This is a genomic window from Dolichospermum planctonicum (assembly GCF_005402965.1).
Classification (GTDB): Bacteria; Cyanobacteriota; Cyanobacteriia; order Cyanobacteriales; family Nostocaceae; genus Dolichospermum; species Dolichospermum planctonicum.
On the sequence record NZ_BJCF01000075.1, the window covers coordinates 1 to 13,303 of the forward strand.

General features: G+C 37.9%; 10 protein-coding genes and 1 pseudogene. 8 read left to right on the forward strand and 3 right to left on the reverse strand.

Translation table 11 applies throughout. The annotated features are described in order from the left end of the window. Together FFO06_RS22170 and FFO06_RS19760 are read left to right on the forward strand one after the other, a co-directional pair. Positions 1 to 191: hypothetical protein (locus FFO06_RS22170; RefSeq protein WP_236097194.1), on the forward strand; the 191-nt coding region annotated here is incomplete at its 5' end. A gap of 247 nt (positions 192 to 438) precedes the next feature. Continuing rightward, the gene (locus FFO06_RS19760; protein ID WP_137909560.1) at positions 439 to 2,430 is read left to right on the forward strand and encodes an ABC1 kinase family protein; all 1,992 of its coding nucleotides are present in this window, start codon (positions 439 to 441) and stop codon (positions 2,428 to 2,430) included. Between the two features lie 249 nt (positions 2,431 to 2,679). Here the strand turns inward: FFO06_RS19760 and hetI are convergent, their stop codons facing one another. Together hetI and FFO06_RS19770 are read right to left on the reverse strand one after the other, a co-directional pair. After that, on the reverse strand, positions 2,680 to 3,408 hold the full coding sequence (gene hetI / locus FFO06_RS19765) for a 4'-phosphopantetheinyl transferase HetI (RefSeq protein ID WP_137909561.1): 729 nt from the start codon (positions 3,406 to 3,408) through the stop codon (positions 2,680 to 2,682). 231 nt (positions 3,409 to 3,639) lie between these two features. Further along, on the reverse strand, positions 3,640 to 4,740 hold the full coding sequence (locus FFO06_RS19770) for a YheT family hydrolase (protein ID WP_137909562.1): 1,101 nt from the start codon (positions 4,738 to 4,740) through the stop codon (positions 3,640 to 3,642). Positions 4,741 to 4,972: 232 nt separating this feature from the next. Here FFO06_RS19770 and rpaA point away from each other — a divergent pair, with 232 nt between their 5' ends. The 6 genes and pseudogenes from rpaA (at position 4,973) to FFO06_RS19800 (ending at position 12,293) form a co-directional block, all read left to right on the forward strand. Then, entirely contained in the window at positions 4,973 to 5,716 is a 744-nt protein-coding gene (rpaA, locus tag FFO06_RS19775; protein WP_028082828.1) for a two component system response regulator RpaA, read from the forward strand. Positions 5,717 to 5,956: 240 nt separating this feature from the next. Further along, entirely contained in the window at positions 5,957 to 7,321 is a 1,365-nt protein-coding gene (der, locus tag FFO06_RS19780; RefSeq protein ID WP_137909563.1) for a ribosome biogenesis GTPase Der, read from the forward strand. An 80-nt stretch (positions 7,322 to 7,401) separates the two neighbouring features. After that, entirely contained in the window at positions 7,402 to 8,331 is a 930-nt protein-coding gene (locus FFO06_RS19785; protein WP_137909564.1) for an energy-coupling factor transporter transmembrane component T family protein, read from the forward strand. Positions 8,332 to 9,111: 780 nt separating this feature from the next. Next, positions 9,112 to 10,863, forward strand: coding sequence for a TnsB C-terminal domain-containing protein (locus FFO06_RS19790; protein WP_137909565.1), 1,752 nt, complete (start codon positions 9,112 to 9,114; stop codon positions 10,861 to 10,863). 56 nt (positions 10,864 to 10,919) lie between these two features. Next, positions 10,920 to 11,756, forward strand: coding sequence for a TniB family NTP-binding protein (locus FFO06_RS19795; protein WP_137909566.1), 837 nt, complete (start codon positions 10,920 to 10,922; stop codon positions 11,754 to 11,756). Then, positions 11,756 to 12,293 (forward strand): annotated as a pseudogene (locus FFO06_RS19800) (TniQ family protein). The gene FFO06_RS19795 and the pseudogene FFO06_RS19800 overlap by 1 nt, the downstream one beginning before the upstream one ends. Before the next feature lie 73 nt (positions 12,294 to 12,366). Here FFO06_RS19800 and FFO06_RS19805 read toward each other — a convergent pair. Then, the gene (locus tag FFO06_RS19805; protein ID WP_201275498.1) at positions 12,367 to 13,206 is read right to left on the reverse strand and encodes a hypothetical protein; all 840 of its coding nucleotides are present in this window, start codon (positions 13,204 to 13,206) and stop codon (positions 12,367 to 12,369) included. Positions 13,207 to 13,303 lie beyond the last annotated feature (97 nt).

Here is a 13,303-nt window from a genome sequence, read left to right on the forward strand (position 1 = left end):
CGAAACTCAAAACACTGTCAAGCCCCTCGGCTGAAATTACCGAAACTCGTGAAATTATTGATAAAATTCTCAATAATCATGAGAATGAACCCCCCTTTATTGAGAAAGTTCTTTTTTGTCAAAGTCCTATACAAATAACTTATAGTCCGATAACAAAATCTGCAAATTATTTAATCAATCTTGTAATTTAAGAAGAGACTTGCAAATAAAAAAGTCCCAAATTTAGATAAAAACCCTCTATATTTCTCTTTTCTCGGCCTCCTCTGCTGCTCTACAAGAGCAAAAAACCACTATCATAATGTTCTTAATCGTAATGTATCAAGTTAAAATATGCTGTATCTGACAAAAACATGAAAGATAATAATTGACAAAAATATTTCTAAAAGACAAGATATTGTTACAATATTTAACAACGTTGATTTAACTGGTGGCTTCTTCATGATGGTTAAGACACTTCCCCCTAGTTCTCGAACAAGTCAGGAGGACAGTCGCGGAGGCGAATTGTCCGTAATTGAAGTCATAGCGGAAAAAAGTGCAGAGACTTTAGTAATCAAGTCAGCGGAAGTCTCCAGACGGCCGAGACATAAGCCGCGAGTGACAACAGGAACTGAACCAGAGACAGTGCTGTATGATCCTGTGGAAATACAAGAACAATATAGTGGACGATTTTTACAAGTTTTAGGGCGGATTTTGACGGTTCTTAAACCAACAATTTCCTTTGTGTTTGGCTTGTGGTGGGATAAGCAATGGGGAATTTTGGTAAAAAATGAACAACGTCGCGCCATTCAACTCAGAAAATTATTAACAAAACTCGGTCCGGCTTACATTAAAATCGGTCAGGCTTTATCTACTAGGCCAGATTTAGTCCCACCAGTTTATTTAGAAGAATTGACTAAACTGCAAGATCAATTACCGGCTTTTCCTAATGAAATAGCTTACCAGTTTATAGAAGAAGAACTAGGAGCGCCACCGACGGAAATTTATGCAGAATTGTCTGCTCAACCCATTGCGGCTGCTTCCTTGGGACAGGTATATAAAGGAAAATTGAAAACTGGGGAAGAGGTAGCGATTAAAGTTCAGCGTCCAGATTTACGGGAACGAATTACTATAGATTTGTATATTTTACGAAATCTGGCTGGTTGGGTACAGCGCAAAGTCAAGCGGGTACGTAGTGATTTAGTCGGGATTTTAGATGAATTGGGCGATCGCATTTTTGAAGAAATGGATTACATTCATGAAGGGGAAAATGCCGAACGCTTTTTTGAGTTATATGGTAACATGAAGGATATTTATGTACCAAAAATTTACTGGGAATACACCAACCGTCGGGTTTTAACGATGGAATGGATTAACGGTTTGAAATTAACTCAACCAGAAAAAATTGCGGCCTTAGGAATCAATGCGCGGTATTTAATTGAAATTGGTGTCCAGTGTTCCTTGCGTCAATTATTAGAACATGGATTTTTCCATGCTGACCCCCACCCGGGTAACTTGTTAGCTACTATGGATGGTAAATTAGCTTATCTTGATTTTGGCATGATGAGCGAAGTTAAACCAGCCCAACGTTATGGTTTAATTGAGGCAATTGTTCACGTTGTTAACCGAGAATTTGATAGTTTAGCAAAAGACTATGTAAAGCTAGAATTTCTGACTCCAGAAACAGACCTTACTCCTATTGTTCCGGCTTTTGCTAAGGTATTTGCTAACGCGGAAGGTGCAAGTGTAGCGGATTTGAATATTAAAAGTATTACCGATGATTTATCGGCTTTAATGTATGAATATCCTTTCCGTGTTCCACCTTATTACGCTTTAATTATTCGTTCTCTTGTCACTTTAGAAGGAATTGCAATTTATATAGATCCCAACTTCAAAGTTCTCAGCGAAGCCTATCCTTATGTTGCTAAACGGTTATTAACAGATCCAGCAGATGAGTTAAGAACATCATTAAAAGAGTTACTTTTTAAAGATGGTAAATTCCGCTGGAATCGTTTGGAAAACTTGTTAAAAAATGCCCGCAGTAACCAAGAATATGATCTTAACTTAGTCCTCAATCAAGGAGTAGAATTTCTTTCTTCAGAACGCGGTTCATTTATTCGTGATAGATTAGTTGATGAATTTTTCAATAGTGTAGACGCTGTTAGTAAAAATGCTTTACATAACTTCACCTATATACTCCGAGAAAGGGTAGGATTAACAGCAGTAAATCAAATCCCATCAGCAACAGTTGAACAACAACAAACCTTAGAATATATTAAACGCATTGCTGGTATTCTGCGAGAAACTAAAGGTTTTGATGCTACTAAAATAGCCCCACAATTAGCCCAAATCATTGTTAATCCAGGAGTACAGCGTTTAGGCCAACAAATTGCTAATCGCGTCACTCAAAAAGCTGTAACTCGGATAATTCGGGAATTATTAGCATCTGAATAATGTCTAAACTGTGATTTTTCTACTGGAGTTGAGATGATTAATTAAGGGTTGCTGAAAAAGTAATCATTTGGTATGAGTTAAATTCATCAATTAGTCAGGCCACAGTAAACATAAGTTTTTCAGAAAGTTTAGTCATGACTCTACCCAAACTAAATCTTAGTTTACCTTGGCCGAATTTCCCCTCAAAACAAAATTACTGCTAATTCCAGTCGCTTTTAAGCGACTTCAGTTATGAGACAGGAAACCCATTTAATAGTCCACAAAAGGTGAATATTCCCAACAATGTAAATTAATATTCCTCCCCGCAACGACAACTGCGGCCGCAAAATTATCTGTTGGTGTTAATTCCCTTAAATTCCAATCTCCTGATACAAGTAATCTACTGGGTTGATTTTTTGTTAAAGATATTTTAATTTCTTCTAACTTGACTAAACCATCTCCTGTAGCTTTTACATAAGCTTCTTTACAAGTCCAATAACGGAAAAATATTTGTTTTTGTTCTTCAGAAGAAACTAACCGCAGATGTTCATATTCTTCAGCAGAAAAAAACCGTTTGGCCAGACTTTCTAAATCTGGCATAGTGCGAATACATTCTAAATCTACACCAAGATTTTGAGAACTTACGCCACACAAAGCTAAATTTTGGGAATGAGATAAATTAAAGAATAATCTTTGATTGGCAAATTTAGCCGCTAAAAAAGGCTTACCACGGGGTTGATATTCAAATTCCACTTGTTTGGGATCAATAGCTAAATATCGCCCTAAAATGGCGCGGAGAGTGCCACGTCCAGCGATAAATCTTTGCCGATGTTCAGGAAAATAAAACCTTTCGGCGCGAGCAATTTCATCACTAGATAAAGTTTCCCAAAAATCTTGTAATTGTGATTCCGACTGATTTAAATTAATGCGCCAAAGATGCACATTATGTAATGACAAATTTAAGTTTTTAGGTGCAGGTAGCCAATTACAATTAAACACAGTTCTTAATAATTAAACTTTACTTTTTTGGTTATTCGGTACTTGTTATGCTAAACCGAGAAGTTGAGAGAAGGGAACAGGAAGGATCGGGGAACAGGGAAAAAATGGTTCTTGCGGACATTTTATGGAAAACCTGGGTCAAAATCATTGAAAGCCTTATTGTGTCCGCATTTCACTGAAAATATGGGGATAATTGTTTATCACCTTTGTCCCGTAAGAGTTTTGTGATAATCAATCCTCAATCACCATAAAAGAGACGCAAGAGTTACTTTTTTCCAGAGAAACCTGTTCAATTTTTTGGTGACGTTTTATTTCTATCCACTGTAAAACGCGATTCCAAGCCCACCATTGATCAGGATCTTGATATTGATTTTGACATCTTTTGCTACTCACATAACCAACATGGCCACCGTAACGAGTGAGTAATAAATCTATATCGGGATTTTTCCTAGCAGCGGTTTCTAAATCAGGAATAATAGCAGGATCAAATAAGGGGTCATCAGCAGCATATAGAATTAAGGTTGGTTTTGATAGTTTAGGTAACAATTCTAACCCACTGCTGGCTTGATAATAATCAGTGACGCTAGGGAAACCCAAACCTTCAATAACGAGTTCTTCGTCAAATGCCCAAATGCTATTAGCCCTATGAATAGCTTCAGGCTTAATAGATTCAGGATAAGCAGCATGGATTTTCCAAGCTAGTTTTTTTAATTCTTTAGCAATGCGAGATTCAATATATTTACCGAATGGGTGCGTAACTAAATAAGTCAGTGATCGACAGGAATCTAAACTCGGACAAATCACCGCCCCACCAGCAAGATCAATATCTTTGGGTGCTAAATCTGCTGCGGCTTTCACTCCCCATAAGGCCAATTGTCCCCCCAAAGAATAGCCTATGAACCAAAATTGCGGAGGACAACCCATTTTTGCGGACGTTTCCGCAATTCTGACAAAATCTTCCCCCTCATACAAACCGTCTGAAGTCAATGTTGGCGATAATTCTGCGGTTTTACCATGCGCCCGCCAATCAAATAATACTACAGCATAACCTTGGGCGTAAGCCTTGCGTCCCAAAATTTGCAAAAACCATTGTTGGTCTAATTCTCCAGTAATACCATAAGTGCCAATAATTGTACTATGGGCATTTGGGGGAATAGCAACCTTACCAAAAATTGGCACACCTTGTCCACCTGTGAAGATGACTTCGTGATATCCTGGTTCTGGATGAGTAGTTTTACTCTCCCAATCACGACTAGCCCACAAAGCTGTATAAGTTGTCATGGTCATGCCATTTTGCAAAAAATATGGCGGTAAATATTCGTACTTATACATAAGAATAGGATAATGAATTTGACAATGATCTGATTTTAATATTTATATTAGATTTAACATATTTTTTATAATTAAGATGGTAATCTTTTTATATATCAAGGAAAACAAAAGTTTACGGTTTGCTTGATGATCTCAAAAGTCCCTCAACTTTCTACCAGAATTAGCACAGCGAACTTTTAGTAGTGAGGGGAACGTCAATTATCCTTAAATAAAGTAGTTATAATTTTTAAGAATGCCCAGGATTCTTGTCATAGATGATGACCTAGCGATTTCAGAACTTGTTGCCGTCAACTTGGAAATGGCGGGCTACGATGTTAGTCAAGCCGAAGATGGTATCAAAGGTCAAGCGCTGGCTCTCCAGCTACAACCGGACTTAATTATGCTTGATCTGATGTTACCCAAAGTAGATGGGTTTACAGTTTGTCAACGCTTACGTCGGGATGAACGCACTGCTGAGATTCCTGTATTGATGTTGACTGCTTTAAGCCAAACTCAAAATAAGGTAGAAGGGTTTAATGCTGGTGCGGATGACTACCTTACCAAACCGTTTGAGGTAGAGGAATTATTAGCACGGATACGGGCTTTATTGCGACGCACTGACAGAATTCCCCAAGCAGCAAAACATAGTGAAATTCTCAACTATGGATCTCTTACCCTTGTTCCTGAAAGATTTGAGGCTATCTGGTTCAAAACAACAGTGAAATTGACTCATTTAGAATTTGAGTTACTCCACTGCTTGCTACAACGTCACGGACAAACCGTTTCCCCTAGTGAAATCCTCAGAGAAGTTTGGGGTTATGATCCTGATGATGATATTGAGACTATTCGCGTGCATATTCGTCATTTGAGAACCAAACTTGAACCCGATCCTCGTCATCCACGCTACATTAAAACCGTCTATGGGGCTGGATATTGTTTAGAATTACCTAGTGTATCCTCTGAAATTGAAGATCCAGTTGCTTCAATTTCTGAATGAAATCTAGTTAAATATCCTGATATTTAGATCCCTGATTTCTCTAAAAATTCAGGGATTTATCTATCTATAATATCCGATTTCACAAACAAATTTAATTATTTCTAACAAACAACTTTTTCAAAAACTCCTAATTATCAAAAACCATGATACAATAAATAGTTCTCTAAAACAGTGCTGGGTGAAGAACGTAGAGACAAAACTCAGCACACCTACACACTCAGCACTAAAGAACTCTAGTTTATGCCATTGCCAATTGTTGCAATTATCGGCCGCCCAAATGTGGGCAAATCTACCTTTGTAAATCGTCTTGCTGGAGATCAAACAGCAATAGTCCACGATGAACCAGGTGTAACACGCGATCGCACGTATCGTCCAGCATTTTGGAATGATCGGGAATTTGTGGTAGTGGACACAGGCGGCCTAGTTTTTAATGATGACACCGAATTTCTACCTTTAATTCGCCAACAGGCTTTAACGGCTCTTGCAGAAGCCTCTGCCGCGATTTTCGTAGTTGATGGGCAAGCCGGTCTAATGCCCGCAGATGAAGAAATTTCTGAATGGTTACGTCAGCAACCAGTACCCGTATTATTGGCCGTGAATAAATGCGAATCCCCAGATCAAGGAGTGATTCAAGCCGCTGAATTTTGGGAATTAGGACTAGGTGAACCTTTCCCCATTTCCGCTATTCATGGTAGTGGTACGGGGGAAATTCTCGATGAGTTAATGAATCACATTCCTTATGCAACAGAAGTAGAGGAAAATCCTGAAATTAAAGTCGCTATTATCGGCCGACCCAATGTGGGCAAATCCAGTTTACTAAATGCTTTTGTCGGTGAAAATAGAGCTATTGTCAGTCCTATTTCTGGAACAACTAGAGATACAATTGATACGATAGTTGAGAGAGGTGGACAGACTTACAGGTTGATTGATACCGCTGGTATTCGCAAAAAGAAACATATAGAATACGGGACGGAATTTTTCAGTATTAATCGCGCATTCAAAGCTATTCGTCGGGCTGATGTGGTTTTATTAGTGATTGATGCCATAGATGGTGTAACCGAACAAGATCAAAAATTAGCTGGGCGCGTTTTAGAAGAAGGTCGCGCTTGTGTTATTGTTGTTAATAAGTGGGATGCTGTCGAAAAAGACTCTTATACTATCTATGACCATGAAAAAGATTTAGAGTCACGCTTACATTTTACTGAATGGGCAGATACTATTTTTGTGAGTGCAGTTACGGGATTAAGAGTAGAAAAGATTTTAGAATTGGTCAATGAAGCCGCTGAATCACATAAACGCCGCGTAAGTACATCGGTAATTAATGAAGTGCTAGAAGATGCTATCAGTTGGCATTCACCACCGACTTCCCGGGGCGGTCGTCAGGGTAAAATATATTATGGGACTCAGGTGAGTAGTCAGCCTCCTTCTATTGCTTTGTTTGTAAATGATGCTACACGCTTTAATGAGAATTATCGCCGCTATATCGAACGACAATTCCGTAAACAGTTGGGCTTTCAAGGGACACCCATTCGTCTATTTTGGCGCAGTAAGAAAGTTCGAGAAATGGAAATTGGTGGTCCGAATCGAGCTACTCGTGTAAAATAAATAACTATTGTCAGTTGGTCATCTTCCTGGACTTGATGCCGTTGACAACTGACAAATGACAACTGACCAATGACAAAAATATGGATTTACTGCGATCGCTACCCATCGGACTTTACTTAGAAGAACCGCAAACTTGGTTACATAAACTCGACCCGCGAGTTAAGTTAATTTGGTTATTGAGCTTTCTAAGTAGCTATGTTTTCGCTAATAATTATTGGCGGGTATTGCTGGTATTACTGCTAATTCTTTTTACTGTGTTTGCTAAAATTCCGCTCAGAGTATGGCGACAACAAATGGGCTGGCTGCTGGTATTATCATTTATGGTATTAGCTATTGGCGCAATTAGTCCCGATGGATTAGGTATAAATTATCAGTCCCGTTTACCTGGAAATGAGCAAATTCTCACGCAACCAAGCACTGATAAAAAAAACCAAATTACTCCCAAAATATTAGATAGTAATAAACAGTATAGCTATGTGTTATTTCACCAGGGATTTGTGAGAGTAAGTCGCCGTTCTTGGGATTTAGCAATTAGTTTGAGTACAATAGTTTTTACATTAATCTACAGCACTAATTTATATTTGCTCACAACCGCACCGGAGGAAATTACTTCAGGAATAGAAAGTTTAATGCAGCCTTTAAGAAGATTGAATATTCCAGTTACAGAAATCACCCTAACTCTAACTTTATCTTTGCGGTTTATTCCCTTGGTTTTAGAAGAAATCCAAAACTTAGTTCGTTCCGTTATGACTAGGGCAATTAATTGGAAAAAGTTAGGATTAAAAAGAGGAGCAAAAGTTTGGTTAATTGTGACTGAGAGACTATTAAAAAATCTGCTTTTGCGGGCTGAACAAATGGCAAATGCGATGATGGTTAGGGGTTTTACTAGTCCTAATGAACATCAGGTTAAATGGCAAGAATTAAAGTTAAAAATGGCAGATTGGTTAGCGATCGCCTCTTTAATGATATTTTGGGTAATTAGGATAGCCTTAGGTGCGGATGTTTCTTAACTAAGACTATTCCTGACCCAGTTTTTATAGGTTGGATGATTGTTGATTTATGAAATGATCAATGCAGTTGATAAAAATCTGATAAAAATCTTGTGGTGCGGGCATCTTGCCCGCCAAAGAAGCTATCTTGCTTGACAAGAGTAATTTTGTGGACTGAAGAATATTCCAGTAAATAGCGTCCCCTTTCGCTTTCTGTTACTTAGCAATGTCGCGCTGATTTTGTTCTTGAGTTTGAACCTGTTTTACTTCATCATTAATTTTTTGAATCTGCTGTTTAACTTTAGTAACTTCTTTAGGTGGAGAAAAATCCAAAATAGAAGTTTCTAAATCTTTGATTTTTCAGTTAATTCTTTGACATTTTTAGCAAGATTATTAGCCGTTTCTTCAGCTTCATTACCAGCATCCCAAAAGGGTTGTGGAAAATTAATGTCGAGTAACAAATTATTTGTCGTTATAACAAAATAATGTCGTTAAAGTTAAGAACGCTGAAATTCTCACTGCATAAGTGTTTACAGCGTTTTTATTATTAAAACATTTACTCAGATATTTAACATTTTAATTGTCGTTATCTGTTACAATAACATATTGTACGTCGCCTTTTAGTTTTTTCTGATTATAAAATTTTTTTAGCATCATAACAAATTAACTGTCGCTTTTTAGGGTAAGAGGCGATATCATAGTTAAATGATAATACATTTATATTAACAAATACATCCTGTACCCCAGGAAAGTTGGATGTACCCGCACAATAGCGAACTACTATTTTGTCTAAGTCCCACTATGGATGAAATACCTATCTTCAATCAAGACAAGGAATCTCTGCCATTTGATGACAACAATGATTTGGCAGAAATTCAGAATGATGAACCAGAAGAAACAAACGTAATTATTACCGAACTTTCGGCTGAAGCAAAACTCAAGATGGAAGTGATTCAAAGTCTACTTGAACCATGCGATCGCAAAACCTATGGTCAGAAATTAAGGGGAGCAGCAGAAAAACTGGGTAAGACTGTCAGAACTGTCCAGCGTCTAGTTAAGAAGTATCAACAAGACGGTCTATCCGCAATTGTTGACACTGAGAGAAATGATAAAGGCAGTTATCGGATAGACCCTGAGTGGCAAAAATTTATGATCAGCACTTTTAAAGAAGGTAATAAGGGTAGTAAAAAAATGACTCCGGCTCAAGTAGCAATCAGGGTACAAGTCAGAGCAGGACAGCTAGGTTTAGAAGATTACCCCAGTCACATGACAGTTTACAGAGTTCTTAACCCTATTATTGAGCGGAAAGAGCAAAAACAGAAAGTACGAAATGTTGGATGGCGGGGGTCACGAGTATCCCACAAAACTCGTGATGGGCAAACCTTAGATGTACATCATAGTAATCATGTTTGGCAGTGTGACCATACAAAACTAGATGTCATGTTGGTTGATCAATATGGTGAGCCTTTGTCTCGCCCTTGGTTCACCAAAATTACAGACAGTTACTCTCGCTGTATTATGGGTATCCATTTGGGCTTTGATGCACCAAGTTCTCAAGTGGTAGCCCTAGCATTACGCCATGCTATTTTGCCAAAGCAGTATAGTGCGGAATACAAACTTCATTGTGAATGGGCAACTTATGGTGTACCTGAAAATCTTTTCACTGATGGTGGCAGAGATTTTCGCTCAGACCACTTAAAACAGATTGGTTTCCAATTAGGCTTTGAGTGTCATCTGCGCGATCGCCCCAGTGAAGGAGGTATTGAAGAACGTAGTTTTGGCACTATCAATACAGAATTTCTCTCTGGTTTCTATGGTTATCTAGGCTCTAATATTCAAGAACGTCCTAAGACAGCAGAAGAAGAAGCTTGCTTAACTTTACGGGAACTACACCTATTATTAGTTCGCTACATTATTGACAACTATAATCAGCGTCTTGATGCACGTACAAAAGAACAATCAAGATTCCAAAGATGGGAAGCAGGATTACCTGCTCTACCCAAAATAGTGAAGGAGCGTGAATTAGATGTCTGTTTGATGAAAAAAACTCGACGCAGTATTTACAAAGGCGGATATCTCAGCTTTGAAAATATTATGTATCGAGGAGACTACTTAGCGGCTTACGCTGGGGAAAGTGTTTTACTCAGATATGATCCCAGGGATATTACAACTGTTTGGGTTTATCGAATAGATAAAGGTAAGGAAGAGCTTCTTTCTGCTGCTCATGCGTTGAATTGGGAAACAGAGCAATTATCTTTAGAAGAGGCTAAAGCTGCTAGTCGAAAAGTGCATTCTGTGGGTAAAACACTCAGCAATAAATCCATTTTGGCAGAGATACACGATAGAGATACTTTCATCAAGCAAAAGAAAAAGACTCAGAAGGAACGCAAAAAAGAAGAACAGGCTCAAGTTCATCCTGTTTATGAATCCATCAATCTCGGTAATACAGAACTGGTAGAAACTCCAGACGAAACGCCTAAAACCCAAGCACCACAATCTCGAAGACCTAGAGTTTTCAACTATGAACAACTACGTCAAGACTATGATGAGTAGTTTTTAATTCAATTCACAGATTAATTTTATTAATACCTATCCAAACAACACAAATTATGAAAGACGATTATTGGCAGAAATGGGTACAAAATTTATGGGGACATGAACCAATTCCAGAGGAATTACAGCCAGAAATTGAACGTCTCCTGACTCCCAGTATTGTGGAATTAGAGCATATACAAAAAATCCATGATTGGTTAGATGGGTTGCGTCTTTCTAAACAATGTGGTCGCATTGTTGCACCTCCACGAGCAGGTAAGTCGGTTACTTGTGATGTATATAGACTATTAAATAAGCCACAAAAAAGAGGAGGGAAAAAAGATATTGTACCTGTTTTGTATATGCAAGTTCCAGGAGATTGCTCATCGGGTGAATTATTAGTTCTGATTCTGGAAAGTTTAAAGTATGAGTCAACTACGGGAAAACTTACTGATATCAGAAGACGGGTACAAAGACTACTCAAAGAATCTAAGGTGGAAATGCTAATTATTGATGAAGCAAATTTTCTCAAGTTGAATACTTTTAGTGAAATTGCCCGAATTTACGACTTGCTGAGAATTTCCATTGTTCTTGTAGGTACGGATGGTTTGGATAATCTAATTAAAAAAGAGCCTTACATTCATGATCGATTTATAGAATGTTATAGATTACCATTAGTATCAGAGAAAAGATTTTCTGAATTAGTAAAAATTTGGGAAGAAGAGGTTTTATGTTTGCCTCTCCCTTCTAATCTGACAAGAAATGAAACTTTATTACCTTTGTATCAAAAAACCAGTGGAAAAATTGGTTTAGTAGATCGGGTATTGAGAAGAGCTTCAATTTTAGCTTTGAGAAAAGGATTGAAGAAAATAGATAAAGAGACTTTAACTGAAGTTTTAGATTGGTTTGAATAATGGAAATTGCTGCGGATGAACCTCGTTTTTTTGAGGTAGAACCCCTGGATGGAGAAAGTTTAAGTCATTTCTTAGGTCGTTTTCGCCGAGAAAATTATTTAACTTCTACCCAGTTGGGTAAATTGACTGGACTGGGTGCAGTTATTTTACGTTGTTATTTTACGTTGGGAAAAGTTGTATTTTAATCCTTTTCCTACTAGACAGGAGTTGGAGGCTTTGGCTTCTGTGGTGGGAGTTAATGCTGATAGGTTAATAGAAATGCTGCCATCTGGGGGAATGACGATGAAGCTTAGACCAATTAGGTTATGTGCTGCTTGTTATGCTGAAGTTCCTTGTCATCGGGTGGAGTGGCAGTTAAAGGATAAAATTAGATGCGATGGCTACGCTGGCCAAAGGCATCGCCACAATTTACGTTTATTAATAAAATGTACTAATTGTGAAACCCCTTTCCCTATTCCCGCAGATTGGGTACAAGGGGAATGTTCTCATTGTTTCCTGCCTTTTGCAACGATGGCTAAACGGCAAAAGCGTGATTAGGAAATTTAAAAACAGCAAGAAATAGACGTGAAAACGCTCTCTTTTTGTTTTTATTTGGAAAAATCTTATAATTTTATCCACTCTTAGTTATCCTCTTATAAACTTCCCTAACTAACCAATCTGCAACCACCTTCTGAAAATCACTATCATTCATATAACGGGCAAAAATCACTTCATTTTGATCTACTCTTTCCACAAACAAAGACTCTAACATCTGACTAAAAAGCAAACCAAATTTATCAGCAGAATTTACCCGTGCAGCTTGTTGTAATTCATCGGAACTTGCAGCAGTTTCCACAATTTGATCAAAAAATAATTGATCGGCTTGGTTAAAATCAGTTCCAAAACGATTATTAATAATCTCAATTAACTGTGATAATTTAACAGTATTTTCTCTCGCAATACCTGTTCCAATATCCTTTTGTCCGTCCAGAGGATGAGCATTACTTTTCCTTAACTCTATTGAACCTTCACTAATTTTCTGGAGACGGTAATACTCTAGCTGGACTTCGCTATCAAAATCATACTGCGCTTCCTGGGGACGACGTGGCAATTTAGATGATAGATAACGCAGAAAAATGTAAAGTCCTTCTAAATCAGAATCTTGGTAGGGTATAATCTGACTCAAAAAACTGTACAAATTCCGAAAAGCTGTGAGTTTTTTCCGCCAAACTTTCGCTTCCTCTGGTTTCTCGTTATTAAAAGCACGAAAGCGATCAACTGCTGGATCTAGTGCTGCATTCATCCCTTGATGATCAGCCGGACTTTGACGCTGTTTCGGTTTAAAATAAATTTCGCAAAACCTTTCAACTTCTTCATGTAGATATATTCCTAAAGCCTCAAGTTCGCTTTGGAGTTGGTACAGTTGTTGAGGATCTGCTTCTATCCCACATTCCGCACCCTGAACTGTCACAGATCAAAAAAGCAGAGATAGTAGTACATAATAACTAACGATCAATTAAAGAGAAATAAGCTTAATGAGAATACATATCATTAAAAGGGGGGTGGTG